The 24,445-nt window shown below is 73.3% G+C and carries 26 protein-coding genes; 13 read left to right on the top strand and 13 right to left on the bottom strand.

Annotated elements, in window-relative coordinates; translation table 11 throughout:
• Nucleotides 1–312: 312 nt before the first annotated feature.
• Entirely contained in the window at nucleotides 313–951 is a 639-nt protein-coding gene (locus ACF9IK_RS02205) for a DUF4360 domain-containing protein (protein ID WP_395292525.1), read from the bottom strand.
• Nucleotides 952–1,217: 266 nt separating this feature from the next.
• Between ACF9IK_RS02205 and ACF9IK_RS02200 the strand changes: the two genes are divergently transcribed.
• Both ACF9IK_RS02200 and ACF9IK_RS02195 read left to right on the top strand, forming a co-directional pair.
• Nucleotides 1,218–1,754, top strand: coding sequence for an NUDIX hydrolase family protein (locus ACF9IK_RS02200; protein ID WP_395292524.1), 537 nt, complete (start codon nucleotides 1,218–1,220; stop codon nucleotides 1,752–1,754).
• A gap of 23 nt (nucleotides 1,755–1,777) precedes the next feature.
• Nucleotides 1,778–2,311: a TIGR00725 family protein gene (locus ACF9IK_RS02195; RefSeq protein ID WP_395292523.1), complete on the top strand. Its 534-nt coding sequence runs from the start codon at nucleotides 1,778–1,780 to the stop codon at nucleotides 2,309–2,311.
• Nucleotides 2,312–2,784: 473 nt separating this feature from the next.
• On the opposite strand, the gene ACF9IK_RS02190 is transcribed toward ACF9IK_RS02195, so the two are convergent.
• The 5 genes from ACF9IK_RS02190 to ACF9IK_RS02170 all read right to left on the bottom strand — a co-directional run bounded on the left by ACF9IK_RS02190 (nucleotide 2,785) and on the right by ACF9IK_RS02170 (nucleotide 6,228).
• Nucleotides 2,785–3,753 (bottom strand): hypothetical protein, encoded by a 969-nt coding sequence (locus tag ACF9IK_RS02190; RefSeq protein WP_395292522.1) that lies wholly within the window; start codon nucleotides 3,751–3,753, stop codon nucleotides 2,785–2,787.
• Nucleotides 3,750–4,091 carry a PadR family transcriptional regulator gene (locus ACF9IK_RS02185; RefSeq protein ID WP_395292521.1) on the bottom strand — a complete coding sequence of 114 codons (342 nt, stop codon included), beginning with the start codon at nucleotides 4,089–4,091 and terminating at the stop codon, nucleotides 3,750–3,752. The genes ACF9IK_RS02190 and ACF9IK_RS02185 overlap by 4 nt, the downstream gene beginning before the upstream one ends.
• A gap of 188 nt (nucleotides 4,092–4,279) precedes the next feature.
• The gene (locus ACF9IK_RS02180; protein ID WP_395292520.1) at nucleotides 4,280–4,576 is read right to left on the bottom strand and encodes a hypothetical protein; all 297 of its coding nucleotides are present in this window, start codon (nucleotides 4,574–4,576) and stop codon (nucleotides 4,280–4,282) included.
• 153 nt (nucleotides 4,577–4,729) lie between these two features.
• Nucleotides 4,730–4,990: a hypothetical protein gene (locus tag ACF9IK_RS02175; protein WP_395292519.1), complete on the bottom strand. Its 261-nt coding sequence runs from the start codon at nucleotides 4,988–4,990 to the stop codon at nucleotides 4,730–4,732.
• A 149-nt stretch (nucleotides 4,991–5,139) separates the two neighbouring features.
• Entirely contained in the window at nucleotides 5,140–6,228 is a 1,089-nt protein-coding gene (locus ACF9IK_RS02170) for an alcohol dehydrogenase catalytic domain-containing protein (protein ID WP_395292518.1), read from the bottom strand.
• Between the two features lie 97 nt (nucleotides 6,229–6,325).
• On the opposite strand from ACF9IK_RS02170, the gene ACF9IK_RS02165 reads away from it, so the two are divergent.
• Nucleotides 6,326–7,219, top strand: coding sequence for a LysR family transcriptional regulator (locus ACF9IK_RS02165; RefSeq protein ID WP_395292517.1), 894 nt, complete (start codon nucleotides 6,326–6,328; stop codon nucleotides 7,217–7,219).
• A gap of 261 nt (nucleotides 7,220–7,480) precedes the next feature.
• Here the strand turns inward: ACF9IK_RS02165 and ACF9IK_RS02160 are convergent, their stop codons facing one another.
• Nucleotides 7,481–8,047 carry a PadR family transcriptional regulator gene (locus tag ACF9IK_RS02160; protein WP_395292516.1) on the bottom strand — a complete coding sequence of 189 codons (567 nt, stop codon included), beginning with the start codon at nucleotides 8,045–8,047 and terminating at the stop codon, nucleotides 7,481–7,483.
• A 197-nt stretch (nucleotides 8,048–8,244) separates the two neighbouring features.
• On the opposite strand from ACF9IK_RS02160, the gene ACF9IK_RS02155 reads away from it, so the two are divergent.
• From ACF9IK_RS02155 to ACF9IK_RS02145, 3 genes are all read left to right on the top strand, one after another.
• Entirely contained in the window at nucleotides 8,245–8,637 is a 393-nt protein-coding gene (locus tag ACF9IK_RS02155; protein WP_395292515.1) for a nuclear transport factor 2 family protein, read from the top strand.
• Between the two features lie 298 nt (nucleotides 8,638–8,935).
• Nucleotides 8,936–9,400, top strand: coding sequence for an SRPBCC family protein (locus tag ACF9IK_RS02150; protein ID WP_395292514.1), 465 nt, complete (start codon nucleotides 8,936–8,938; stop codon nucleotides 9,398–9,400).
• 389 nt (nucleotides 9,401–9,789) lie between these two features.
• A complete protein-coding gene (locus ACF9IK_RS02145; protein ID WP_395292513.1) occupies nucleotides 9,790–9,939 on the top strand; it encodes a hypothetical protein in 150 nt (49 codons plus the stop codon).
• A 118-nt stretch (nucleotides 9,940–10,057) separates the two neighbouring features.
• Here the strand turns inward: ACF9IK_RS02145 and ACF9IK_RS02140 are convergent, their stop codons facing one another.
• Nucleotides 10,058–10,381, bottom strand: a complete 324-nt coding sequence (locus tag ACF9IK_RS02140; protein WP_395292512.1) for a DUF1330 domain-containing protein — start codon at nucleotides 10,379–10,381, stop codon at nucleotides 10,058–10,060.
• Between the two features lie 199 nt (nucleotides 10,382–10,580).
• Here ACF9IK_RS02140 and ACF9IK_RS02135 point away from each other — a divergent pair, with 199 nt between their 5' ends.
• Nucleotides 10,581–11,012: a GNAT family N-acetyltransferase gene (locus ACF9IK_RS02135; RefSeq protein ID WP_395292511.1), complete on the top strand. Its 432-nt coding sequence runs from the start codon at nucleotides 10,581–10,583 to the stop codon at nucleotides 11,010–11,012.
• A 65-nt stretch (nucleotides 11,013–11,077) separates the two neighbouring features.
• Here the strand turns inward: ACF9IK_RS02135 and ACF9IK_RS02130 are convergent, their stop codons facing one another.
• Nucleotides 11,078–12,820 (bottom strand): penicillin-binding transpeptidase domain-containing protein, encoded by a 1,743-nt coding sequence (locus tag ACF9IK_RS02130; protein ID WP_395292510.1) that lies wholly within the window; start codon nucleotides 12,818–12,820, stop codon nucleotides 11,078–11,080.
• Nucleotides 12,821–13,072: 252 nt separating this feature from the next.
• Between ACF9IK_RS02130 and ACF9IK_RS02125 the strand changes: the two genes are divergently transcribed.
• The gene (locus ACF9IK_RS02125) at nucleotides 13,073–13,507 is read left to right on the top strand and encodes a MarR family winged helix-turn-helix transcriptional regulator (RefSeq protein ID WP_395292509.1); all 435 of its coding nucleotides are present in this window, start codon (nucleotides 13,073–13,075) and stop codon (nucleotides 13,505–13,507) included.
• Nucleotides 13,504–13,962 (top strand): hypothetical protein, encoded by a 459-nt coding sequence (locus tag ACF9IK_RS02120; RefSeq protein ID WP_395292508.1) that lies wholly within the window; start codon nucleotides 13,504–13,506, stop codon nucleotides 13,960–13,962. Before ACF9IK_RS02125 ends, ACF9IK_RS02120 begins: the two co-directional genes overlap by 4 nt.
• A 32-nt stretch (nucleotides 13,963–13,994) precedes the next feature.
• On the opposite strand, the gene ACF9IK_RS02115 is transcribed toward ACF9IK_RS02120, so the two are convergent.
• Nucleotides 13,995–14,600 carry a 2'-5' RNA ligase family protein gene (locus tag ACF9IK_RS02115; protein ID WP_395292507.1) on the bottom strand — a complete coding sequence of 202 codons (606 nt, stop codon included), beginning with the start codon at nucleotides 14,598–14,600 and terminating at the stop codon, nucleotides 13,995–13,997.
• A gap of 207 nt (nucleotides 14,601–14,807) precedes the next feature.
• The gene (locus tag ACF9IK_RS02110; RefSeq protein WP_395292506.1) at nucleotides 14,808–15,497 is read right to left on the bottom strand and encodes a hypothetical protein; all 690 of its coding nucleotides are present in this window, start codon (nucleotides 15,495–15,497) and stop codon (nucleotides 14,808–14,810) included.
• Nucleotides 15,498–15,778: 281 nt separating this feature from the next.
• Between ACF9IK_RS02110 and ACF9IK_RS02105 the strand changes: the two genes are divergently transcribed.
• Complete coding sequence (locus ACF9IK_RS02105; protein ID WP_395292505.1) at nucleotides 15,779–16,588, top strand: alpha/beta fold hydrolase; 810 nt, start codon at nucleotides 15,779–15,781, stop codon at nucleotides 16,586–16,588.
• 104 nt (nucleotides 16,589–16,692) lie between these two features.
• On the opposite strand, the gene ACF9IK_RS02100 is transcribed toward ACF9IK_RS02105, so the two are convergent.
• Nucleotides 16,693–17,835 carry a hypothetical protein gene (locus ACF9IK_RS02100; protein ID WP_395292504.1) on the bottom strand — a complete coding sequence of 381 codons (1,143 nt, stop codon included), beginning with the start codon at nucleotides 17,833–17,835 and terminating at the stop codon, nucleotides 16,693–16,695.
• A gap of 407 nt (nucleotides 17,836–18,242) precedes the next feature.
• On the opposite strand from ACF9IK_RS02100, the gene ACF9IK_RS02095 reads away from it, so the two are divergent.
• Nucleotides 18,243–18,779, top strand: a complete 537-nt coding sequence (locus ACF9IK_RS02095; protein WP_395292503.1) for an Lrp/AsnC family transcriptional regulator — start codon at nucleotides 18,243–18,245, stop codon at nucleotides 18,777–18,779.
• A 181-nt stretch (nucleotides 18,780–18,960) separates the two neighbouring features.
• Nucleotides 18,961–20,229 (top strand): ornithine--oxo-acid transaminase, encoded by a 1,269-nt coding sequence (rocD, locus tag ACF9IK_RS02090; RefSeq protein ID WP_395292502.1) that lies wholly within the window; start codon nucleotides 18,961–18,963, stop codon nucleotides 20,227–20,229.
• Between the two features lie 305 nt (nucleotides 20,230–20,534).
• Here rocD and ACF9IK_RS02085 read toward each other — a convergent pair whose 3' ends face one another.
• Complete coding sequence (locus ACF9IK_RS02085) at nucleotides 20,535–21,023, bottom strand: GNAT family N-acetyltransferase (RefSeq protein ID WP_395292501.1); 489 nt, start codon at nucleotides 21,021–21,023, stop codon at nucleotides 20,535–20,537.
• Nucleotides 21,024–21,230: 207 nt separating this feature from the next.
• On the opposite strand from ACF9IK_RS02085, the gene ACF9IK_RS02080 reads away from it, so the two are divergent.
• Complete coding sequence (locus ACF9IK_RS02080; protein ID WP_395292500.1) at nucleotides 21,231–24,227, top strand: TIM-barrel domain-containing protein; 2,997 nt, start codon at nucleotides 21,231–21,233, stop codon at nucleotides 24,225–24,227.
• Nucleotides 24,228–24,445 lie beyond the last annotated feature (218 nt).

Here is a 24,445-nt window from a genome sequence, read left to right as displayed (position 1 = left end):
CGGTCGCGCGCAGCCGGCCCGTCCAGGGCACCCGAGAGGCACACGGTCACCCGGCCGGGCCGACTGTCATGTCCCGCGTACTCGATGTGATGAGGATCACCACTGTTGGAATATCTGTCAACAGCGTGGACGGATTTGCCTGTCGGTCGGTCAGGGAGCCGGCCCTGCCGGTGGGTTGATCGGGATCGGCTGCGCTGCTCGCAGCGCGGGGCGGCGAGCCGTGGATCCGGGGGCGCGGACCCGGCGGCCGGGGACGGACATGGCGCAGCGCCGCAGCCGGGGCACTGCGGCGCTGTGCCGGGGGAGGTGGAATCAGGGGCAGTGCTTCCAGGCCATGTGGTAGACCGTGTTGATGTCCCCGTCCGTCGAGTCCATCGTCATGAAGCTGGTGGTGCGGCTGGTGTCCGAAGTGCCGGCGCCGACCCGCAGTTCGGTGTTGATGTTGAAGTTGCGCTGTTCGCCGCAGGGGGCGTAGACCAGGGCGGCGACGTCGACGACGTCGGTCGCCTGCCAGTTGTCGTCGGCCGGGCCGTTGAACCGGTGGTTCTGGTAGGCGGTCTGGGCCTGGCCCTGGAAGTAGTAGTTGGCCCGTTGGGTGCCGCTGGCGCCCTTCTCCAGGTGGGCGAAGCCCCGGTAGTCGGCGGAGGCGATGGCGTACGTGAAGCCCTGCGGCACGTGGACGACCAGGCTGAGCTGGCAGTTCTTGCGGAAGTCGGTCGGCTTCGAGCCGACCCCCACCTGGGCGAGGTAGCTGCTGTACGTGACGGTGAAGGCGGTGTTGTCCGCGGAGACGGCCACGGCGGCCGTTCCCGCCGGACAGCCGGAGCCGTTGACCGTCGCGACATCGATGACGATCTTGTCGGGTGGCGTCGGGAGCGTGCCGGCGGAGGCCGGTGAGGCGGTGAGCGATGCGGCGACGACCCCCGTCGCGGCCAGTGCGCGGAGCAGCATGGGCTTCCCCTTCTATGGTCCACGGAACCGGGGCGGGCGCGGTGTTGCCGGTCCGAGCCGAGTCCCGGAGTTGACGCGTACATGTCAGCACAGAGTGTGGGCTCGTGTACAGGGGGCGACCGAACGCCGCGGGTGACCGGCCGGTCGTGCGATCGGCGATCGGACGGGCTGCGGCGCGCCGGGGCGGAGTCCGCTCCCGGTGCCGCAGGCGGCGTATGCTGGCGGGGCGTCAGTACGGGGGCGGCCGGGGAACGTACGATCACCCCATGTCTGACACGACGGAAACCACGCCGGGCTGGCTCGCTCCCGAGGAGCTGCAGACCACGCGGGCCCGGATGCCGATCCTGTACGTCGAGGCCGTGCCGGTGCGGGTCGACGACGCGGGCGAGGTCACCCAGATCGGGCTCCTGCTGCGGATCGGGCCGGACGGGACGGTCAGCCGGACGCTGGTCTCCGGTCGGGTGCTGCACCACGAGCGGATCCGCGACGCGCTGCTGCGGCACCTGGAGAAGGACCTCGGTCCGGTGGCGCTGCCCCGGATCCCGGCCTCGTTGCAGCCGTTCACCGTCGCCGAGTACTTCCCGACCCTGGGCATCACCGAGTTCCACGACCCCCGTCAACATGCGGTCTCGCTCGCCTACATCATCCCGGTGGCGGGCGACTGCCGACCGCGCCAGGACGCACTCGACCTGGTCTGGTTCAGCCCTCAGGAGGCCTCCTCGCCGCTGGTGCAGCAGGAGATGCCCGGCGGCCAGGGCGTGCTTCTCAAGCGGGCCCTCGCGCACGTCGGCTGCCTGTCCTGAGCCCCCGGCCGTACGCTTTCGGTGTGACCGCTTCCACGTCCTCCTCCGTGCCCTACGTCGCCGTCGTCGGACCGGGTGACGCCGGGCCGGAGGAGGACGCGGCCGCCGAGGCGGTCGGCCGGCTGCTCGCCGAACGCGGAGCCGTCGTCGTCTGCGGCGGACTGGGCGGCGTGATGGCCGCCGCGGCCCGGGGCGCCCGCGCGGGCGGCGGCGTCTCGGTCGGCCTGCTCCCGGGGCGGGACCGCGCGGCCGCCAACCGGTACCTCTCCATCGCGCTCCCCACCGGGATGGGGCAGCTGCGCAACGGCCTCGTGGTCGCCGCCGCGGACGCCGTCATCGCGGTGGGCGGCAGCTGGGGGACCCTCAGCGAGGTCGCCCTCGCCCTCCGCGCCGGCCGGCCCGTGGTCGCGCTCGGCGGCTGGCGGGTAGCCGGCGGCCCGGCGCCGGTGGTGCCGCCCGGCCCGATCGAGGCCGACAGCCCGGAGGCCGCCGTGGCCGCGGCCCTGGCGGCGGCTCCGGGAGCAGGAGCGGCCCCGGGGCGGCCGGGCGGTTCCTGAGGGGGAGAGCGCCGTGCGGCTCCGCCACAGCTGCGGGCGCTGAAGTGCAGTTGGCCGATCGTGCGGTACTGGCCAGTCGGCCCCTCGCTGAGGTCACGCGGCCGGCCCGTGCGGACCGCAGCGTGCACCGGTCCTTCCTGGCGGCCGCGAACGGCGTGCAGCGGTGGCCAGCAGGGTGCCAGGTGGGGCGGCGTCCGGCTCGCGCCGGGTCCGGGGGATGCGCAGGTCGTTGTGCAGCCCTCGACCGGGCCGGATGACCAGTCGGTGCTCATAGCGAAGACGACGGCGTCGAGGCCGGGGATCAGTCCGGCGGCGAAGCCGGCTGCCGTGCCCCGGCAGTCGGGTACCCCGGTCACTTGGGTGCCAGCGACTCGCCGACCGTGCCGGCCGGTCCGGTCACCGCGGGGGTGCGCGTGCCTTGGGCGTGTTGTGCGGGCCCGGCCGCGGCCGTGGTCGGGTTCGCGCGTGGTGGGTCAGGCTGGGCCGACTGTCCGTCGGGCGCGGCGGATCAGGTGGATCGTGAGGGCGAGTGTGAGGGTGATGGCGAACGGGGCGAGGAGGAGGGCTGCGAGCTGGAGGGCGAAGCGCGGGCTCGTGGTCTGGTCCAGTGTCAGGAACAGGATGAACAGCAGTCGGGGGGCGGCGCCGAGGGCCGTCCCCGCGGAACGGAGCAGGTCCGGCCGGTGGGTGGAGAGCCGCAGGAGCACTGCCACCGCGGTCACCGTGCATGCCCAGGCCGGTGGCAGGCAGAGGTAGCGCAGGTAGGCGTTGCCATCGGGTGACAACGCCGCGATGCGGTCCGCCGCTATCAGCGGGAGTGCGATCCCGAGGGCCAGTCCGGTCACCTCCCATTTCCCGCGCCGGCCGACGTCCACCAGCGCGGTCGGCGCGAGGACGAGCACCAGAGCGCCGAGTGCCATTCCCAGCGCCTCGCCGAGGAGGAGCAGCGGCGTCGACCCGAGCAGCAGGAGAGTGGCGGCATCGGCCAGGGTCCCGAGCACACCGCAGATGCGCGCCGCCCGCCACCGGCTCTGTACGGCGAGCACCAGGGCGAGCAGCCACGGCAGGGTGGGGAGTGCCGACACGGCCGCCGCCAGGGCCGGTCGGAGCCCGTGGACCGGGTGCGGGTTGCGGAAGTGCTCGACCAGTTCGGAGAGGACCGGCAGCAACAGGTGGAGGGCGTAGCCGGCGCCGGCCGCCACCACCACGGGTGCCGCGCCTGCCAGGACCCGGCCCGCCGGGTTGGTGGGGCCGATCCGCAGCCGCAGCCGCAGCGCGTGCCTGGCGAGGTCCCCGCGCTCCCGCAGCACTTGGCGCCGGGTCAGCCCTTCGGTGGTCTCGGCGAACACGGCCTCGATGTCCGCACCGTGGGCCGCCCGGTAGGCGGCGGGGTAGAGGCCCATCAGCAGGCGCCCTGCCTGCGGGCCGGTGGACGCGTTCATGCGACGGCCCCGTTCGCCCGCAGTCGTACCGCGAGGCGTCGCTCCGTCTCGGTGACGGTCTGCCGCAGCCGGCCGGCCTCCTCGACCAGTACCTCCTGCCCCTTCCCGGAGAGCTGGAAGGTCCGGCGCATCCGTCCGCCGACCACCTCTTCGCTCTCCACCTCGATCAGACCCTGCTGGAGCAGCCGGTCCAGCGCGGTGTACAGCGTCCCGGTGCTGAGCCGGGTTCGTCCGGCCGAGATGGCCAGGACCTCCTGGATGATCGCGTAGCCGTGCCTCGGGGCGTCGGCCAGGGCGGTGAGCACCAGCCTGGTGGGCTCTTGAAGTTGACGATCCATACGGGTGATCATAGGTGCAGATTCGCCATATGTCGATCACTTACTCATGGATGGATGTCCACGCCACGGCCGCCCCACCACGGCACCACCCGGAGCAGCCGCGCCGTGCCTCCCCGCGAGCTGCCGGCACCCATGGCCGGGTCCCCGCGGACGTGACTCGACGACGCCCACCCACCGCTGAGAGCGCTTCAACACTGGTGCGGCCGCTGTCGTGCCTGCTGGACGGTTCGATCTCTGAACGCGGTGTTGTTCTGAAGCAGGAGGACTTCCTGGATGAACTCCGGAACGTCCTCTGGGGCGACAAACGGTGTGGCGCTGGCCAGTTGTGGGAAGAGCCGAGCGCCGGGCGAGGAGACGGTGTCCGATCCCCAGACCGTGGTGCGCCGGCTCTCGAAGCCGGCAAGATCCGACGATCCCTCGGGAACGTCGAGGAAGCGGGACTCGCCGCTCTCGTCGGCGGAGAACACATCAACCAACAAGCTCATGGGCGAAGTGGACCACGGCCTTGTCCGGGCGGTCCACGTCCTTCCCTTCGGCCAGGCGAGACCGGCACGGGCTGGTCACGGGGCGAAGAGGACCCGTTCTCGCAGCAAGTTGAAGACTGCGCGGCCATGCATGGGGGTCCTCGCGGGTGCGGGTCACCGGCGGTTGCCGCGGTGATCCGCACCCGAGGTCGGGCTATGAAGCACGTCCAACGAGGAGGCGTCGTCCTCGAAGGCTCCCGACCTCGTCTCCAGCGGGTTCGGGCCAGCGAAGGCCGGATGCGGCACAGCGGCGCGCATCTCGGTACCGATCCCTTGTCGCTGACACCGCGCACCGTGCCAGGAGCCGGTACTGACCTGTCGCAGCACGGCGAAGTCGCGGGCGGCGACGGTCTGCAGACCGTCGACCTGATCCATCTCTCCAGCTGGTCACCGAGGTGATGCGCGGCCCTGCAGGAACTCGCCCGCAAAGCGGGCCATGCGCTGGCCGGCCTGGTCGAGGAAGACTGGGGCCGCCGCTACGGGCGGCCGGTGCGCCTGGGCAAGAACCCCGGGGGATGCGGCCGTCAGCAGACAGGCGGCGTGAGCACGGTGCGGTCGAACGGTCCGCCGTGCGCGGCGGCGTACCCGATGGCGTCGTTGACGGCGTCGAGGGGGAAGGTCCGGACCCGTTCCTGACCGATATCGAGTGCACGTGAGGCGATGAGTCTGATCATGCCGGTGTTCGCCGAGCGGGGGTACATCCACTGCCCGCGCACGGTGACCGAGTTACGCATGATCCACGGGTAAGGGAGGGCCAGGTCGTCGCCGCCGAGCATGCCGACACCGCCCATGAGGACGACGCGGCCGTACTCGCGGACGGTCATGGCCGCCGTACGCACCACCGGGCTGGGTGCACTGGGCGGGAGCAGGTCAATCACCATGTCGATCGGGCCCTCGGCCGCCGCGGACATGGCCGCGCGGTCGGTGGCTTCGTCTCCGATCAGCTCGACCGGGCGTACGCGCGGGCCGAACCGGTCGGCGAGGAGGCCGAGCACGGCGCGGTTGCGGCCCGGCGTGACCACCCGGCCCGCCCCCATGGCCAGGGCCGTGGCGACCGCGGCGCTGCCGAGGTTGCCGGTGGCCCCGCTGACGAGCAGCGTCTCGCCGGCTTCCAGTCCACCGGCCAGCAGCCCCCCGTAGGGGATGAGGTACACGCCGACCGAGGACCAGCGCGCCGGGTCGTCCGAGGCTTCCGCCGGCAGCGGGTGGACGTTCTCCGTGGGCACCCTCATGAGCTCCGCGAACGATCCGTCGTGCAGGTGCCGGGCGAGCCTTGCACCACCCTCGCCGCGCGAGCTCCAGCCCTGCAGCGTGATGTCCGGAGTCAGCGCGTCGTCGCGGGAACGGACCGTCGGGTCGACCCATACCAGGTCACCGACGCGAAGCCGAGTGGCGTCCGGGCCGACGCTGACGACCCGTCCGACGCCGCCGGGACCCGGGACCACCGGGGGTTCGAGCGGGTACTTCCGGCGCCCGCTGAACACCTCCTCGGCGTACGGCGGTACGGAGGTTGCCAGGACCTCGACCACCACCTCACCGCCACCCGCCACGGGATCGGGTATCTCCTGCAATGTGAGCGGGGCACCGAACGTCGTCAGAACTGCTGCTCGCATCTGCCAGCCTCCTTGATTGTCCGTCCTGAGGCGAGGCTAGGAGCCCGGAGGTCATGCGCCAAGCGAAGATGTTGCATGTGTGGTATGCGTAGTGCGCATGGACTTCTCCAGTACGGCTCTGCGGGTTCTGCGGCAGGTCGCCGAGTCAGGGAGCTTCACCGCGGCGGCCCCTCGGCTCGGCTACACCCAGTCGGCGGTCTCACGTCAAGCGGCGGCCCTCGAACGGAGCGCGGGCGCCGTCCTGTTCGAGCGCCGCTCCGACGGGGTACAGCTCACTCCCGCAGGACTGACCCTGCTGCGGCACGCCCGCACGATCCTCGAATCCGTCGCGGCGGCCGAACAGGAGCTCACCGGCCCATCCTCACAAGCGGAACCGGTGCGACTGGGGATGTTCCCCAGTGCGGGCGCGGTGCTCCTCCCCCCAGTACTCAACCGGCTCGCGGCCACCAGCCCGCACATCTCAGTCACGACGCGGGAGGGCACCACACCCGGCCTGATCCGGGCCCTGCGGGCGGGCTCGATCGACGCCGCCGTGCTGACGTCCCGCCCGCCGCACCGGCCGTCGGACGGTGAGTCCCCCCGGCTGCACGTCGAAACGGTCGAGGACACCGAACTGCTTGTGGCCGCGCCGACCACCGGCAGGTTCGCCGGCCGCACCGCCGTCCTCGTGGACGAGCTCGTCGACGCCCCCTGGATCGCCGCCCCGTCAACGAGTTCGGAACCTCTGCTCGGAGTCTGGCCCGGACTGCCCGGGCGGCCCCGGATCGTCCACACCACCAGCGACTGGCTGACGAAACTCCAGCTGGTCGCCGGTGGCTTCGGCGTGACAACCGTCCCGTCCCGCATGACGCCGCTGCTGCCGCGCGGCGTAAGCCTGCTGCACGTAGACGGAGCACCCCCCGAGGTCCGCCGGATCCTCCTGGCACGGCTTCCAGGCCGGCCGGCGCCAGGAATCTCGGCTGTCATCCGAGCTATCACCTCGGCCACTTGACCCACCGTCGAACGATCCCACCGGCACCGTCAGACCCTGCACGAGGGCGTCCCCCGGCACGTCCTGTGCCGCAGGTTGCCGATTGCGCTGGCCGACACCCGGTGGCCAGCCGCCGTCAGCTCGGCGGCCTTCTCGCCCGCTGCCGGGCCGTCAGCGACGTCCCCGGTCCGTAGCCCGGGTGCGGCGGAGCATCCGGGTCGGCCTCCGGGCGTCGGCCGTGCAGGACCTCGACCGACGGTGCTGCGGGCCGGCGCGGGCGGGTCAGTGGCGGACGGCCGACCGTTGGTCGAGGGCGCGGAGGGCGGTCTCGCCCCAGCGGATGTTCTCCTGTTCGAAGGCCATGCCGCGCTGAAGGGTGAGGTACGGGCCGATGCGCTCGGCCTCGGCGAGGTGCTGCTCCTCGGTGCGGCCGTCGAGCAGTCTGGTCCGGAGGCGTTCGTAGCGCGCGAGCTTGGCGCGGGCCCACTCCATCCGCTCGGCGACGGCGGCCCGCACGGCCGCGGCGTCGCCGGCGTCGACGCTCTGCACCTTGACCATGAGTTCGTCGCGGATGGTGCTGGGCCGGCTCGGGAGCTCGGCGGTGTACGCGTGGACCGCGGCGAGGCCGGCTCCGGTGAGGGAGAAGAGGCGCTTGTTGGGGCGCCGCTCCTGCTCGACCACGCGGGCCGCGATCAGCCCGTCGGCCTCCATGCGCTCCAGCTCGCGGTAGAGCTGTTGGGGGGTGGCCATCCAGAAGTTGGCCACCGAAGCGTCGAAGCCCTTGGCGAGGTCGTACCCCGAGGCCTCGCCGTCCAGGAGGGCTGCCATCAACGCGTTCCGCAGAGCCATGGCGTCAACGTAGCACGCGTCATTGGTCAACGAAGCGACTGATCGCGGATTGCGGATCGGGCGCCGCGTGCGCGGGTGCCGGGCCGGGCGGGCCGGGCGGTCTGGACACGTCTGGGTAGGTCTGGACAGGTCGGCCGCGTCGAGCTCATACTCGCAGGCACACCTAGTCGTATCGTTGAGTAGCGAGGAGTGCTTCGATGCACCCGTTCCGCCAGGCCGTCGAGGACCGCGACGAGAAGGCCGTCGAGGCCATGCTCGCCGACGAGGTGGTGTTCACCAGCCCCGTGGCGTTCAGGCCCTACCCGGGCAAGGCCATCACGGCGGCGATCCTGCGCGGCGTGCTGCGCGTCTTCGAGGACTTCACCTACGTCCGCGAGATCGCGGGCCCGGACGGCCGTGACCACGCCTTCGTCTTCACCGCGACCGTCGCGGGCAGGAGGATCCAGGGCTGCGACTTCCTGCACTTCGACGAGGAAGGGCTGATCGACGACTTCACCGTCATGGTCCGCCCGCTGTCGGCGGCCCAGGCGCTCTCCGAGGCGATGGGCGCCCAGTTCGACCGGATCGCCCGTGAGGCCGCCGGGCAGTGAGTGCCCGGGCCCGCGTCGGGCGCCGGTGGCGGGCGGGCGGTGCGGCCGGGGAGGGTGGTGGTGATCGCGATGGTCGGCTGCCCCGTGCGGCGCAGCCCGCCGAGGATCACCTTGCGCGCCGATCGGTCGGCCGGACAGGGGCGGGCAGGGCTGCCCCGGGCGGATAGGAGGCCTCGGGCGCGGGTGTGCGGCACGTCACCAGGGTGGCGACGTCACGTTCGCGGATGCTGCGTCGTCCACCTGGTCCGCGGGGCCGACGGGCCTGCGGCAGGGCCGGCCAGGAGAAGGGGCAGCGACGATGGAGACCTTGACCGTACGACGGGTCATCGCAGCGCCGATCGCGGACGTGTTCGACTGGTGCGCCGCGACCGGCAACTACACCCGTTCCCCGCTCGTCCTCAGGGCGCGACTGGCCCGGCAGGGTGCGGGCGCGCCGTACGGGGTGGGCGCGGTGCGGCTGCACACCTGGGCGATCGGGTGGTTCCGCGAGCGGGTCACCGCCTACAACCCGCCGTACGACTTCGACTACACCGTCGAGCGCTGCTTTCCGCCGGCCCGGCACGAGCTCGGCCGGATGACCTTCACCGAGGTCGCGGGCGGCACCGAAGTCGTCTGGACGACCGCCTTCCAGGCGCGTGTCCCGTTCGGCGCGGCCGTCACGCGCCTCGCCAAGCCCGTCATCGCCCTCGTCTTCGGCGGGATCCTCGATGCTGCGGAGACGGCGCTCGCGGAGGGCGGCAGGCCGGCCGGTCGTAGGCCGTGACCTCGCGGGTTCGGGGTCGGCGACGCTCGGCGGGACGTGCTCCCCGCCCCGCGTGCGAGACCGTCGCCCGGCTGGTCGCGGGTCTCCGCATCGAGGTGCGCCGAGCCGCTTCGGGGGCGTTCATCGATCGCTGCGGTGGGGGCCGGCGCGCCGGACGGTGCTCCGGAGGGGCGGCGTCCGTGTTCCGCGCGCATCTGCCGGTATCGGTCGACGGTGGCAGGCGTTTCGATGGCGTGGGTGGGGAAAGATCGTTCGGAGTCGCAGGCCTGACAGGACGGCAGTGCGGTCGGCGTGGGCGTTCCGCAGTCGGATCCCGCATCGTTCGCCTGGCTACGCGCACGTCTGCGACTCCGGACGATCTTTCCCCATCCCGCCCGAAGGGACCGCCAGTGACCTCGCGCCACCCGTTCGCGTTCGACCCCGAGACCGGCACCACCACCTGCCCGGACTGCGAGGCGACCGGCCAGCACACCGAGTCCGAGGAGGAGGCCGCGCTCTGGCACTCCGCCCACCGGCTCGTCTGCGCCCCGTCCCGGTAGGAACACCGTCTCCCGAGGGGCACCCGGTGGCGGTTGGGGGCGGACGGTGACCGCCCCCGCCCCCGCCCCCGTCCGACGCCACCGAGGTGCCGGGCGGGGGCTCCGTCGCCCCGGCACGTCAGTGCTTCAGGGCGTCGGCGCCCCGGTAGCCGGCGGGTGTGCCGTGGGCGAAGGCGACGTCGGCGGTCATGTGGCGGGTGCGCAGGGGCAGGATCTCCTGGTACTCGGGGGAGTTGTACCAGGCGCGCATCCGGTCGTGGTCGGGGAACTCGATGATGATGAGGTCCTTCCCCCAGCTGCCCTCGACCGCCTCGACCCCGCCTCCGTGGACGAGGAACCGGCCGCCGAAGGGCTCCAGGGTGGCGTCGATCCGCTGGAGGTACTCGACGATGTCGGGCCCGAAGTCGACGGCGTGGACGTTGGCGATCGCGTAGGCGGCCATGGGGTGTTCCTTCGTCGGGGGGCTCGTTCGCTGTCGTCTCCGACGGTAGGGGAGGTCGCGCGCGGCCGAATCGGTCACGGACCGGTCATGTGCCGGTCGTGCGTCGGCCGGTGGACCGGTAGCGGCGGCGCCGAGGCCTGCTTGGTTCTTCCAAGTTTGTTCTTGGAATCTCCAAGTGGCGTCTCTATGCTGTCCGTTCATGACCGCAATCAGGGAAGACGGCTACGAGCTGTCCACGGACGCGAGCCGGATCGATGTCGGCCTGGTGCACCACTGGCTGTCCACCGACGCGTACTGGGCGCTGGGTGTCAGCCGGGAGACGGTGGAGCAAGGGGTGCGCGCCTCGCTCAACTTCGGTGTCTTCGACGCCGCGGGCGCCCAGGTCGCCTACGCGCGGATCGTCAGCGACCTGGCCACCTTCGCGTGGCTCTGCGACGTCTACGTGGCCACCGCGCACCGCGGCAGGGGTCTGGGCACCTGGCTGGCCGGCGCGGTCCGTGACCACTTGGCCCCGTACCGGCTCAGGCGCATCCTGCTCGCCACGCAGGACGCCCACGGGGTCTACGCGAAGGCGGGCTTCACGCCGCTGCCCAACCCCGAGCGCATGATGGTCCTGAGCCGGACGTCCTGAGCGTCACTCCGCCGGACGGGGGCGCGGCACGCTCGCGCCGGGCCCCCGCCCGCGTCGGTCGTTCGTCAGCCCTTTCCGCCGGCCTTGAGGACCTGGGCGGCCGCCACCCCGGCGGCGCTGTTGCCGTGGCCGCCGCCCTCGACCTCGGCCGCGACCGCGAGGTCGCCGCGGTAGGCGATGAACCAGCTGTTGGTGCCCTTGCCGTTGCCCGTCTCGACGGTGCCGGTCTTGGCGCCGATCTGGCCGGTCAGCCCGGACATCGGGGCGCGTGCGGTGCCCTGGGTCGCGGTCCTGGACATCATCGTCCGCAGGTCGCGGGCGACGCCCGCCGGCAGCCTCCCGGGTGCCGTCACCCGCTTCGCGCCGGGTATCAGGACGGGCTGGCGGAACGTTCCGCTCTGCACGGTGGCGGCGACCGAGGCCATCGCCAGCGAGTTCACCTGGACGGTGCCCTGGCCGATGAACTCGGCCGCCGCCTCGTCCCTGGTCTTCGGCACCGGGACGGTGGCGTCCCGGCTCTCGATGCCGATGTGCCACTCCAGGCCGAGGCCGAACTGCTCGCGGGCCACCGATGACACCGTTCCGAGTTGCAGCTTCTCCAGGCCCTTGTCGATGAAGCCGGTGTTGCAGGAGTGCGTGAAGTCGTCCGTGAGGGTGTAGTCGGGGAAGTCCCCGCGTTCGTCGTTGTGCCAGGGGCGCGGGGAGTTGGTCGTGTCCTTGCACGGTACGACGGTGTCCGGGCGGACCCCGGCCTGCAGGAGGGCGGCCGAGGTGATCACCTTCATCGTGGAGCCCGGCGGCTGTCCGCCCGCGGCGGCTCGGTTGAACCCGCCCGTGGGGGAGAACGCCATCGCGAGGATGTGGCCGGTGCTCGGCTGGACGGCGACCAGCGAGGCCGGCTTCCCGCCCGCCGACTGCTGCCTCACCGCCGCCTCCGCGACCTGCTGGAGGCCGGCGTCCAGGGTGAGCCTGACCTCCGGTGCGCTCGACGGGGTGAGGACGAACAGCTGCTCCGGCGCCTTCGCGGTGCCGTCGGTGATCACCACGGCCTGCCCGTCGACGGAGTCCGTACCGGCGGGCGGAGCGATCTGGGGCAGCAGGGACTTGAGCGAGGGGAAGGCGTCGAGCGGCCTGCCGTTGCGGTCGGTCGGCTTCGCCGCGGCAGTGGGCAGCAGTCGGACGCCGATCGTCTCGCCCGTGTCGAGGTGCGGGTGGATCACGTTCGGCGCCCACCGGACGACCGCCCGGCCGTCCGCGGCCCGGACCACGCTCAGTGCACCGTCGTACTCCCAGGCGGCGGCCGCGCCCTCGAACTCGGCCTTCACCCGGAAGCCGACGGTCGGCTCGCTCGGCGTGCCGGAGGGCGCCGGGCCCGTCCCGGTCGCGGTGAACGAACGGGGCCTCAGCGCCTCGCGGAACGCCGCCAGCGCCGAGCGTGCCGTCTCCTGACGGTCGGTCAGGGTGGCCGCGGCCGTGACATCGCCCCGGCCCCATGCCGCCAGGAACCGTCGGGCCACCGCATCGGCCTCCTCGGCGGTCGGCGGCTGCTGGGCCATGGCCGCAACGGCGGTGGACTCCGGGTGGTCGCCGTCGCCCCGGGAGCCGCCCGAGACGGCGTCGACCAGGTTGTAAGCACCGTACCCGCCGACCGTGACCAGCCCGGCGACGACTCCGCCCAGTGCCAGCTGCCAGACCCTGCGCGAGGCCGACCGGCGCGGGGCGCCCTCCTCCTCGTCGCCGTCGTACCCGATGTACTCGGTGTGCGCGGTGAGTTCGGTGAGCTCGCTGTCTTCCCGATCCTCGAACAATGCTCTTCCCCCGTGTGCTCCTGCGGCAGGCCCGGCCCCCGGAATCTCCCACCCCGCGGCCGGCCCGGCCCGCCCCGTCGAGATGGTTCGGACCCGGCCCAGCCTAGACCGGCCCCGATCGGTTGTCGGCGGAGGGCCGGTGATCCGGGCGGCTCCAGGGGTGGCCGTCGTTCGAGCGTCGAGGCGTCTGCGCGTCCGGCCGGGTGCCACTCGTCTTGCCCTCGGTAGAACGATTTCGTAGTATCCGAAATCGTGAAGTCCGAATCCGTGCCACCTGAGCGGTCGGCGCTGCTCACCCTGCAGCGCGCGACGCACGCCACGCTGCAGCTGATCGCCGCCGAGCTCGTCGACCTCGACTTGACCGCCTCCGAGATCAACGCGCTGGCCAACCTCGCCGACGGCCGGGGCCGGACCGTGTCCCAGCTGGGTGCCGCGGTCGGCACCCGTCCGACCACGCTGACCAGCGTCCTGGACCGGCTGGAACGGCGTGGTCACATCACCCGCGGTGTGCGCGCCGGTGACCGCCGGTCGGTGCTCGTCGAGCTCACCGACTCCGGGCACGCGGCCGCGGCCCTGATCCGCCGGACGCTGGCCGATGTCGAGAGCCGTGCCCTGGCCGGCCTGCCCGCGGGTGCGGTCGCCGGCTACTACGCCGTGCTGGACGCGCTGATCGAGGAGGGCGCATGAGCGGGGACCGCCGCGGTGCGGTGGAGACGGCGACGCGGTCCGAGCGGTTCGCGGGGTTGATGGCCGAGGCGATGGCTGCGGCCGAGCGGTTCGGGCACCGCCAACACGTCCACCTGGCCTGGCTGGCCGTCCGGAGCCACGGCACCGCCGCCGCGGTGGAACTGGTCGGCGAGGGCATCCGGGGCGCGGCCCTGGCCGCGGGTGCCCCGGAGAAGTACCACGCCACCATGACCCGGGCCTGGGTCGAGCTGGTGGGCCGCCACGCAAGCCGGGCGGAGGGTGGTCTCGACGGCGGCGCCGACTTCGACGCCTTCGTCGACCGGCACCCCGAGCTGCTCGACAAGACGCTGCCGGACCGCTTCTACCGGACCGCGACGCTGGAGAGCGCCGAGGCCAGGGCCGCCTGGGTCGAGCCCGACCTCCGGCCCTTCCCCCGACAGCGCGCAGACGGGTAGCCGGTGGGGCGGGCCCTGCCGCGGGTGGGGGCTCAGCGGCTCGCGCCGGCGCCGGGGTCACCCGGTCGCCGTACCGCGCCCGTTCCCAGGCCGACCGCGAACCTGACCTCCATCGGGCCGTCGCCCCGGCGGGAGAGGACGACGAGCTCGGCGACCGGCGCCGTGGTGCTGCCCAGCCGCGCAGCCGCCTCTGCCGCGAGGCCGCGCGGATCGCGCGTGCGCCCCAGCGAGAGGTGCGGCGTGAAGCCCTCGGCCCGGCCGCGGCAGCGGGGGAAGCGCTCCACCAGCGAGCCGTGCAACGTTGCCCAGGGACCGGGGCCGTCGGCTGCCGGGTCGAGCCAGACGGTGGAGTCGCGGCGGTGGCGGAAGCTGTGCACGCCCCGCAGCCGGGCGGTGAACGGGCAGTGCGCGGCCGCCACGGCGGCCACCACCGGGACGGCCGGGCCGAAGTCCGACTCCGGGACGAACCCGAACAGCACGTTGACGTGGGGCGGCCAGCGGCGGATCTGCGGATCGTGCTGCCGCCGGATCTCCTGGACGGCCTCCCACAGCCCGGACGGCGGCAGCCAGGCCACCGCCGTCCGGGGGGTCGGTGCGATGTCCAGGAGGCCGGGCAGGTCGTGCGGGTCCGCGTCCACCTCTTCATGGTCGTACCGGCATGCCCTGTGCGCCCGGCAGGGCCGCGAGCCGCGACCAGTCGAACCGTGCTCGGCGGGGCGGCCCGCCGCGGCCGTGGTCCTGCGCTCCTCGGCAAGCGTTCCTCCCGCGGTCCTTGCCGGGATCGCCGAACTCCTGCGGGCGGTGACGCGAGCTCCGTCACCGCCCGCACGCCGTGAGGCCCGGGATCACTCGCAGCCGCGCTGCCAGTTCCAGCCGACGAAGGTGTGGCGCAGCTCGACGTCGAAGGTGCACGACGCGGTCGAGTCGCCGTTCAGCTGCACCGAGGAGTGGTGCGTGTTGAAGTACCAGTTGCCGGTGACGTCGAAGATCCCCTGGTAGCTGAACTCGGCGTCGGCCTTGGTGTGGACGACCGCGCAGTCGGTGGTGCAGTCGTCCGTCTTGGCCGCGGACTTCACCGACCAGCCGGCGTTCCAGGGCTCGCGGTTGTTGCCCTGGGTCGCCTCGGTGGCCGCGGTGGTGATCCGGCCGCCGTCGGTGGTCCAGGTGGAGGTGGTGTACAGCCCGGTCATCCGGATGTTGCAGCAGTCGAACATCTCGTTCCGGCTGCGCAGCTGCCGGGTGGTGCCGGTCGCGGCCGCGCCCTCGCTCGCGGTCACGGTCTTCGCCGCCGCGGCCGAGGCGGGCTTGTGGGTGACCGGGCCGAACTGCGGTGTGCAGTCGGCGCCGATCGTGACCTGCTGCTGGACGGCCTGGCCCGGGGCCGGCGCCGGCAGCGAGCCGGTGAGGCGGATGGCACCGCAGTCCCGGCCCTGGCCGGCCGGCGCCTCGGCCGGGGCGGCGACGGCGGTGGTGGTCCCCAGGAGGGAGAGCAGGCCGGCCGTGGCCAGCGCGGCAGTGGTGGAACGGAACGTCACGTTCCTTGCCCCTTCGACGATTTGGATCATGCTCGGACGGCTACGGAGCATAGCTGCGAAGATCGCGTTCGAACGGAGATCGCCGGGAGGTTGGCAGGAAGGTGCAACCGGGGCCGTTCCGCGGAGCGCGTCGGAACGGGCTTGGGAGCTCGCTGTGCGTGGACGCGTCCCCGCCGAGACGGGTCGCGGCCCCGCGGCGGGCCCTGCCGCCCCGCCGGGCGAGCCGTCGGCCGTGACGCCCGGCGGTGGCGGGTCGGCGGTGGCGGGTCCAGCCTGGGCCTATGAAGGAATCGCTGGACGTGCGCCGTACGGGCCCCGAGCATCCGCGGCACCGGGCACTGCTGCTGCCGGGCGGGATGTGCAGTGCCGAGTTCTACGCGGACGTGATGGCGGAGCCGGTGCTGGCCGAGGCCGGGCTGGCCACCGTGGCGGTGACGCTGCCGGGGTTCGGGCGCACCGTGCCGCCGGACGACCTCGCGATGGAGAACTACGCCCGACTGATGGGGGAGTGCGCGGCGGACGAGGCCTGCGACCTGGTCGTGGGCCACAGCATGGGCGCGAACGTCGCGATCGAGATGGCAGCCGCAGGCGACTTCGCCGGGCCCGTGGTGCTCCTGTCGCCGACGTTCTCGAGGAAGGACGAGGCCGCGTTCCTCGGCGTCCTGGACCACCTGGGCCGGGTGCCGGGGCTGGGACCGCTGTCCTGGGCCGCGGTGATCAAGACCTTGCCGCCGATGATGCGGAAGGAAATGATCAAGGGCGGGGTCGCGGAGGGCCGGGCGCGTACGCTCGCGGAGGACATGAGCAACAACGATCCCGGGTTCTGCCGCCCGTCGGTGCGGTGTTACTACGAGTACCTGGACCGCCACCCGTCACTGGTCGCCCGGCTCCGCGACTCCGGGCAGCCCGCCTGGGTCGTGCGCGGGGACCGCGACGAGATCGGGCTGACGGACGAGGAGCGCCGCGGGCTGGAGGCGAGCCCCGGGATCACCATGGTGACGGTGCCGGATGCCGGGCACCTGCTCCTGGTGGAGCAGCCGGCGCGGGTGGCCGAGGTGATCGTCGAGGCGGCGGAGGCGGTGCGGGCCTGACGGTCCGCAGCCCGGGACGGCGAGGGTCGGACCGGTGACGGCCGGTTGGCGGCAGACGCCCGGAGTACCGTCGTCCCCCGGGCGTCTGCCGGCCGGACGCGTGGTCAGACCTTGTAGTAGAGGTCGAACTGACGGGTGCCGGAGACGGAGTTGTTGGTGATGCCGAAGCACAGGCGCAGCCCCTCGGGGCCGGTGTAGACGGCCATGCCCTCGGGCTCACGGGGGTTGGCGCCCGCGTCCGCCTCCGAGTGGGTGCGCCGGATGTAACCGGTGGCGGGGTCGTTCTGCACGCCGTTGAGGTCCATCGAGGTGGTGTGGACGGTCCACTTGTCCAGGCCCGCGAGCGGCTTCGACGGGTCGCCGGTGCGCGGGTCGCCGTCGAGCATGTAGACGTACCGGCCGTGCGAGGCGAAGCCCTGGAAGGTCGCGGCGGTCTGCGTCGGGGCGCCGTTGGCGTCGGCCTTCGGCAGGAACGGCTGCTGGATACGGGCCAGCGGGGCCGGCAGGGCGGTGCCGTCGGCCGCGGCCGTGCGCGCGGCCGGCAGGTCGTACGCGGCGAACCAGTGCTCGCCGGCGAGGGCGTAGCGGAGCAGGAGGATGCCGTTGGCCGCGTCGACGTACGGGGTCATCGCGGTGGCGGCGGCATCCGGGGAGGCCAGGCGCCGGACGTCGGGGTGGCTGGTCCAGAGCAGGGTCTGGTCGGCGAACGGGAACCGGACGATCTCCCGGCCGTAGCCGCTGGTGGCCGCATTGGCCTCGGTCCAGACGTAGGCGGGGGTGGTGGCGGTCGCGGGCTCGATGCCGAGCGACACTCCGTGCCCGAAGCCGAGCAGGTACATGTGGCCCAGGACGGCGCCGCTCAGGTCGTGCTTGGTGAGGCAGAGGTCGCCGGAGGCGGCGTGCCGGTCGGCGCCGATCGTGGCGGTGACGGCGACCTGGCTGCCGGACTGGAGGTAGGCGACCTGGCTGGCCCCGGCTATCTGCAGGGTGTAGAGGTGACCGTTGACCGAGTCGAACGCGATGCCCTGCAGCGTGGTCGAGGTGTCGCGGTTGACGATCGACCCGGCCCACCGGGTGGAGCCGTGGTCGACCCCGATCAGCGGGGCGCCGTCCGGGATGTTCGCAGGGTTCACCGGATCGGCGGCGGCCTGCGTGGCGCCGGCCGCCGCGAGGGGCGCGGCCGCGGCGGCGGCGACACCCGCCCCGGCGAACATCAGACGGCGTCGGGAAATGGCGGGCGAAGACATGTGACTCCTCGTCGGTCGGGACCGAGGCCGGTCGGCCAGGGCGGGGGACGGGCGCCCGTGGGCCCCGTCCGGCCGATCAATGTAGACGACCGTCCGTCAGATGATCACCGCATCGCCGCGGGAGGCGACCGGTCGCACGGCGGCACTCCGGGTACCCGGGCGGAACGCCGACCCCGCGCGCCGGCGGCGGTCGCGACCTGGTCGACGACTCCCGGCGCGGTGTTCGGTGGGCGTTCGTGGTGACACCGCGGCGCCCGGCCCGGTCCTGCGCTCGGCCCCGCCCCGACCGGGCTGACCTGTGGTTATGCTGCGCCCATGGGGCGCGCAGAGCCGCGGGCGGCCGGTTCGTGCCCCCGCCGCCCGGCCCGCCCGACGGCTTACCGCAGCGCTGTGAAGGACCACCGACCATGAGCACCAAGGCCACGACGCACGCCACCACCCCGCAGTTCGACGAACTGGACCGCCGGATCGTGGCGGCGCTGGTGGAGAACGCCCGGGCGAGCTTCAACGAGATCGGGGCGGCCGTCGGTCTCTCCGGCACGGCCGTGAAGCGCCGGGTCGACCGGATGCGCGCGGACGGCGTGATCACCGGATTCACGGCGACGGTGCGGCCGTCTGCCCTGGGCTGGGGCACCGAGGCGTACGTCGAGGTGTACTGCGACGGTGCGGCGCCGCCGAGGCGGCTGGCCGAGGTGGTGCGCAACCACCCCGAGATCGTCGCGGCGATGACCGTCACGGGCGGGGCGGACGCCCTGCTGCACGTACGGGCGGCCAGCGTGCAGCACTTCGAGGAGGTGTTGGAGCGGATCCGTGCCGAGCCGTTCGTCCGCCGGACGGTCAGCAGCCTGGTCCTCTCCGACCTGCTCGCCCCAGGCGGCGAGCACGCCGCCGCGCCCGGCACCGACCGCGCGGCGCGGGGTGGCGGCGCAGCACTGCTGCGCTGAGGAGACGGAACACGCAGCAGAGCTGCGGTGGCGCGGCGGCGATGCCGCTTGTCGGGGAGCGGGACGGCTCCCTAGCGTTGAGGACACCCCCGAAGCCGCACGCGGGGACCGCCCGCGTGCCGGCGGACCGCCCGGGCCACCCGTCCGCACCGATCCGCCGCCCGCACCCAGGAGACCGGACATGACCGCAGCCGCCCGCCCCACCGACCCCGCCGGTCCGACTACTGCGGACCGGCCGGTCCGCTCGTCCGCGGAGCTGATCCGGGCCGAGGAGCCCGTCCTCGCGCACAACTACCACCCGCTGCCGGTGGTCGTGGCCCGGGCGGAGGGCGTGTGGGTCGAGGACGTCGAGGGCCGCCGCTACCTGGACATGCTGGCCGGCTACTCGGCACTGAACTTCGGCCACCGTCACCCGGCGCTCGTCGAGGCCGCGCACCGCCAGCTCGACCGGCTCACGCTGACCTCGCGCGCGTTCCACAACGACCGGCTCGCCGCCTTCGCCGAGGGACTGGCCGGGCTGACCGGTCTGGACATGGTGCTGCCGATGAACACGGGCGCCGAGGCGGTGGAGAGCGCGATCAAGGTCGCCCGCAAGTGGGCCTACGAGGTGAAGGGGGTGCCGGAGGGGCGGGCGACGATCGTCGTGGCCGGCGGCAACTTCCACGGCCGGACCACCACGATCGTGAGCTTCTCCGACGACCCGGTCGCCCGCGACGGGTTCGGCCCGTTCACGCCCGGCTTCCGCAGCGTCCCGTACAACGACCTGGCGGCGCTGGAGGCGGCGCTGGACGAGACCACGGCGGCCGTCCTGATCGAGCCGATCCAGGGCGAGGCCGGGGTCCTGATCCCCGACGACGGCTACCTGGCCGGCGTCCGCGAGCTCACCCGGCGGGCCGGGTGCCTGTTCGTCGCGGACGAGATCCAGTCCGGGCTCGGGCGCACCGGCCGGACCCTCGCGGTCGAGCACGAGTCCGTCCTGCCGGACCTGGTGCTCCTCGGCAAGGCGCTCGGCGGCGGCATCGTCCCGGTCTCGGCGGTGGTCGGCCGCCGTGACGTGCTCGGTGTGCTGCGGCCCGGCGAGCACGGGTCGACCTTCGGCGGCAATCCGCTGGCCGCGGCGGTCGGTTCGGCCGTGGTCGCGCTGCTGGAGACCGGCGAGTACCAGCGCCGTGCCGCGGACCTGGGCGAGGTCCTGGAATCCGGGCTCGCCGCGCTGGCGGGCAAGGGCGTGACGGCCCACCGTGTCCGGGGCCTGTGGGCGGGCGTGGACGTCGACCCGGCCGTCGGCACCGGACGCGCCGTCAGCGAGCGGCTGCTGCGCGAGGGCGTGCTGGTCAAGGACACCCACGGCTCGACCATCCGGCTGGCCCCGCCGCTGACCATCACCCGCGACGAGCTGGAGTGGGCGCTGGCCGCCCTGGAGAAGGTCCTCACCAGCACGGAGGGCTGAGCCCGTCGTCGGGCCCGGCCGGTGAGCCGGGTCGGCGGACCCGGGCCACCGGAGTGCCGGACGTCGACGGTCGCGTTCACCCGCGGATGGCGACGGCACCCTGCTCACCCTGGGTCGCCACGGCCCCGCCGGCGCGCCGCGGCCCCCGCAGAGGGAGCCGAGGCGCGCCCGGCACCCGTACTTCGCCCGGACGCAGCTCGCCCGGACGCTCCGGATCCGGGTGCGGGCTCCCGGTGACCCGTGGACTCCGGTCCCCGGACGAGGAGCGCGGGGTCACCTGGACCGGGGGAACGCCCGCGCCGGTCCTACAGCGCGAGCTTGAAGCCCTCGTGGCTGCCGGTGAATCCCAGCGCGGTGTAGAAGCGGTGCGCGTCCTCCCGCTGCTTGTTGCTGGTCAGCTGGACGAGTGCGCAGCCGCGTGCGCGTGCGCGGGTGGTCGCCGCCCGCATCAGGGTGCGGCCGAGTCCGCTGCCGCGGCGGTCCGCGCGGATCCGGACCGCCTCGATCAGGGCCCGCTCGGCGCCGCCCTTGCCCAGTCCCGGGATGTACGTCGCCTGGAGGCAGCCGACCACGGTGCCGCCATGGCCCCGGTCGTCGGCGCCCTCGACCAGGACCAGCATCTCGTTGCGCGGATCCGCCTCGATCGCGGCGAAGGCCTGCTCGTACGCCTCCGTGACGGCGATCGTCGCCGGGTCGACCACCGTCTCCTCGTCGGCGAGCAGGGCGAGTACCGCCGGCAGTTCGGCGCGGGTGGCGGGGCGCAGGGCGGGCGCGGGCCCAGGAGTGGCGGACATGCCCTGACCCTAACCAGCACGCCGCCGGAGCCCTGCCGGAGGGCCGCCGGAGCACCGGAGGCCACCCCTGGCCGCGCGATACTGCGTGATGACTGCTCAAAATTGAAGAATCGGCTCGCATTGTTGACTGAAGTGAGCAGTGGCTGATGCAATCCGGGTGCACGCTCGCTCCGCCGCGCATCTGTCTCCGTTCCGAGAGGGACCGCCATGCCCCAACCGAGCGGCACCATCCGAAGCCGGCTCTCCCGAGCCCTCGGCCACCTCCGCACCCGCGACCGCACCGGCACCCGCACCCGCACCCGCACCGGCACCCGCACCCGCACCGGCACCCGCACCCGCACCGGCACCAACCCTCCCGGGCAACGGGCGCTGCGGGTCGGCCTGGTGACGGTCGTGCTCGCCACCGTCCTGGTCGGACTGGCCCCGGCCGGCGCCGCGGCGGGGAGCACGGCCGGGAACATCACGGCCTTCCGCCAGGCCGGGACGATCTCCACCGTCTCCACGTCCTCGGGCACCGCGGTGCGGGTGGTGTTCATCCGGGCCGACATCTTCCGCATCCAACTCGCCCCCGACGGCCGGTTCACCGACCCGGCCGGCAGCGACATCACCGTGAACACCGACTTCGGCACCCCCACCGTCACCGTCACCGACCGGGGCTCCTACTACGAGATCGCCACCGGCGCGGTCACCCTGAGGGCGTACAAGCGGCCGCTCACCTTCGCCGCCTACCGGCCGGACGGCACGCTGCTCTGGCAGGAGTCGAAGCCGACCGCCTGGACGGCGTCGAGGACGACGCAGTACCTCACCCGGGGCGCGGCCGAGCAGTACTACGGCACCGGACTGCGGCTCGGGCCGTGGGCCCTGCGGGACCAGACCGTGCCGATCGCGGTGGACAACGAGTGGAAGCAGAACAGCAACGCCAGCCCCGCGCCGTTCTACATGTCCTCCAACGGCTACGGCGTGCTGCGCAACACCTGGGCGCCCGGCTCGTACGCGTTCACCGACCCGGTGGCCACGACCGAGAACGAGAAGCGCTTCGACGCCTACTACTTCGTCGCCGATTCCCTCAAGGGCGTGCTGGGCGCCTACACCGACGTGACCGGCAAGCCGTTCCTCGCTCCGATCTGGGGCCTGGAGCTGGGCAACGCCGACTGCTTCAACGCCTCGAACCCCGACTACACCGGCGACCACACGCGGGCCCGGCACCAGACCACCCCCGACGTGGTCGGCTACGCGCAGGACGCGCGGAAGGCCGACATGCCGTCCGGCTGGATCCTGCCCAACGACGGCTACGGCTGCGGCTACACCGACCTGCGGCAGACGGCGTCCGACCTGGCGGCCCTGGGCTTCCACACCGGGCTCTGGACGTCGACCGGGCTGAGTGACATCGAGACCGAGGTCGGCACCGACGGCTCCCGCGGGGTGAAGACCGACGTGGCGTGGATCGGCGGGGGCTACAAGGACGCGTTCGACGGGGTCAACCAGGCCGTCGCCGGGATCGAGGACAACTCGGACGCCCGCCGCTTCGTCTGGACCGTCGACGGCTGGGCCGGCACCCAGCGCAACGCGGTCGTCTGGACCGGCGACACCCGCGGCGACTGGCCTACCATGGGCTGGACCGTCCCCGCCGTGGTGGGCGCCGGGCTGTCCGGCCTCAACTACGCCTCCGGTGACGTCGACGGCATCTTCGGCGGCAGCCCGGAGACCTACACCCGGGACCTCCAGTGGAAGGCGTTCACCCCGGCGTTCATGACCATGTCCGGCTGGGGCGCCACCAACCCGTCCGCCGGCTACACCGACAAGCAGCCCTGGCGGTTCGCCGAGCCCTACCTGTCGGCCAACCGCAAGGCGCTGCAGACCAAGATGCGCCTGATGCCGTACCTGTACACGATGAGCCAGGTGGCCAGCACCACCGGTGTGCCCTCGACCCGCGCGCTGGTGCTGGAGTACCCGGACGACCCGGTGGCCCAGGGCAACGCCACCGCGCAGGAGTTCATGGCTGGCGACTCCTTCCTGGTCGCCCCGGTGACGACCGGCGGCACCACCCGCGACGGCATCTACCTGCCGGCCGGGACGTGGACCGACTACTGGACCGGCCGGGTCTACCAGGGCCCGACGACGCTCAACGGCTACGCGGCACCGCTCGACTCGACGCCGGTGTTCGTCAAGGGCGGCGCCATCGTCCCGATGTGGCCGCAGATGAACCACACCGGCGAGAAGCCCGTCTCCACCCTCACCTACGACCTGTACCCGTCGGGGACCTCGTCCTTCAGCCTGTACGAGGACGACGGCCTCACCCGCGCCTACCGGGCCGGCGCCTCGGCGCGGCAGCAGGTCACCGTGGACGCCCCGGCCTCGGGCACGGGTACCGTCACCGTCGACGTGGCGGCGAGCACCGGCTCCTACGCCGGCAAGCCCGCCGAGCGCGGCTACGAGCTGACCGTCCACCTGGCCGGCGCGCCCACCGCCGTGGACCTGGGCCCGGCCCGGCTCGCCCGGCAGGACTCCCTCGCCGACTACGACGCCGCGGCCACCGGCTGGTTCTTCGACCCGGCCGACCGCGGCGGCGTCCTGCGGGTCAAGGCGGGCAGCCAGTCCGGAGCGTTCACGGTCACCCTGGCCGGTGCGACCCTGCCCACGCCGACGACCGGGGCCGGCGGCTCGCCGGCGCTGGACAAGTCCGCCTGGAAGCTGCTGTCGGCGGACAGCCAGGAGACCGCCGCCGAGAACGGCGCCGCCGCCAACGCCTTCGACGGCAGCAGCGGCAGCCTCTGGCACACCGCCTACTCCGGCGGCACGCCCGCGGCGCTGCCGCACGAGATCCGGATCGATCTCGGTGCCCGGTTCGCCGTCGACGGCCTGCGTTACCTGCCCCGGCAGGACGGCGGCGTCAACGGCCGCATCGGCCGGTACGAGGTCTACGTCTCCGACTCGGCCACGTCCTGGGGCAGCCCGGTGGCGACCGGGAGCTGGGCGGACACCGGCACCGAGAAGACGGTGCCGTTCCCGGCCACGGCCGGGCGCTACCTGCGGCTGCGGGCACTGAGCGAGGCCGGCGACCGCGGGCCGTGGACCAGCGCGGCCGAGCTCACGGCGACGGGGTCCCCCGCGGCCAAGGGCCCTGCCGTCGGGGCGGCCACGGGCGGCGTCCCCGTGCGCACCGCCCCCGTGGGCGGGGGAGCGGGCCGCGACGGGAGCGGCTGAGCCGCGCTCGGTCGGCACGCCCGGCGGGTGCACCGGACGGAGGTCCGGTGCACCCGCCGGGGCCGTTCCCGCCTGTTCAGACTTGAGCAGTGCATGGCGATGGCGGTCGTGGCCGCAAGGCTGCCCGGTGCGGTGCACCGCCGCCCCGCCGCGGCCCTTCGAGGGCCGGTGCGGGGCGGATCCGCCGTGGTCGGGCGGGTTCTCACCGTGGCGCGGGT

The organism is Kitasatospora hibisci (genome assembly GCF_043950205.1).
Classification (GTDB): Bacteria; Actinomycetota; Actinomycetes; order Streptomycetales; family Streptomycetaceae; genus Kitasatospora; species Kitasatospora hibisci.
The sequence above is the reverse complement of the archived record's forward strand: the minus strand, read 5'-3'. Positions and strand labels throughout refer to the sequence as shown.

Coding starts and splice junctions, on each gene's coding strand:
- ACF9IK_RS02170 (WP_395292518.1), bottom strand. CDS start 6,228: ATGCGAGCAGCAGTTCTGACGACGTTCGGTGCCCCGCTCACATTGCAG.
- ACF9IK_RS02120 (WP_395292508.1), top strand. CDS start 13,504: ATGAGCGGGGACCGCCGCGGTGCGGTGGAGACGGCGACGCGGTCCGAG.
- ACF9IK_RS02100 (WP_395292504.1), bottom strand. CDS start 17,835: ATGTCTTCGCCCGCCATTTCCCGACGCCGTCTGATGTTCGCCGGGGCG.
- ACF9IK_RS02190 (WP_395292522.1), bottom strand. CDS start 3,753: ATGAACGCGTCCACCGGCCCGCAGGCAGGGCGCCTGCTGATGGGCCTC.
- ACF9IK_RS02105 (WP_395292505.1), top strand. CDS start 15,779: ATGAAGGAATCGCTGGACGTGCGCCGTACGGGCCCCGAGCATCCGCGG.
- ACF9IK_RS02155 (WP_395292515.1), top strand. CDS start 8,245: ATGCACCCGTTCCGCCAGGCCGTCGAGGACCGCGACGAGAAGGCCGTC.
- ACF9IK_RS02085 (WP_395292501.1), bottom strand. CDS start 21,023: ATGTCCGCCACTCCTGGGCCCGCGCCCGCCCTGCGCCCCGCCACCCGC.
- ACF9IK_RS02185 (WP_395292521.1), bottom strand. CDS start 4,091: ATGGATCGTCAACTTCAAGAGCCCACCAGGCTGGTGCTCACCGCCCTG.
- ACF9IK_RS02165 (WP_395292517.1), top strand. CDS start 6,326: ATGGACTTCTCCAGTACGGCTCTGCGGGTTCTGCGGCAGGTCGCCGAG.
- ACF9IK_RS02180 (WP_395292520.1), bottom strand. CDS start 4,576: ATGAGCTTGTTGGTTGATGTGTTCTCCGCCGACGAGAGCGGCGAGTCC.
- ACF9IK_RS02095 (WP_395292503.1), top strand. CDS start 18,243: ATGAGCACCAAGGCCACGACGCACGCCACCACCCCGCAGTTCGACGAA.
- ACF9IK_RS02140 (WP_395292512.1), bottom strand. CDS start 10,381: ATGGCCGCCTACGCGATCGCCAACGTCCACGCCGTCGACTTCGGGCCC.
- ACF9IK_RS02080 (WP_395292500.1), top strand. CDS start 21,231: ATGCCCCAACCGAGCGGCACCATCCGAAGCCGGCTCTCCCGAGCCCTC.
- ACF9IK_RS02205 (WP_395292525.1), bottom strand. CDS start 951: ATGCTGCTCCGCGCACTGGCCGCGACGGGGGTCGTCGCCGCATCGCTC.
- ACF9IK_RS02175 (WP_395292519.1), bottom strand. CDS start 4,990: ATGGATCAGGTCGACGGTCTGCAGACCGTCGCCGCCCGCGACTTCGCC.
- rocD (WP_395292502.1), top strand. CDS start 18,961: ATGACCGCAGCCGCCCGCCCCACCGACCCCGCCGGTCCGACTACTGCG.
- ACF9IK_RS02135 (WP_395292511.1), top strand. CDS start 10,581: ATGACCGCAATCAGGGAAGACGGCTACGAGCTGTCCACGGACGCGAGC.
- ACF9IK_RS02200 (WP_395292524.1), top strand. CDS start 1,218: ATGTCTGACACGACGGAAACCACGCCGGGCTGGCTCGCTCCCGAGGAG.
- ACF9IK_RS02150 (WP_395292514.1), top strand. CDS start 8,936: ATGGAGACCTTGACCGTACGACGGGTCATCGCAGCGCCGATCGCGGAC.
- ACF9IK_RS02160 (WP_395292516.1), bottom strand. CDS start 8,047: ATGGCTCTGCGGAACGCGTTGATGGCAGCCCTCCTGGACGGCGAGGCC.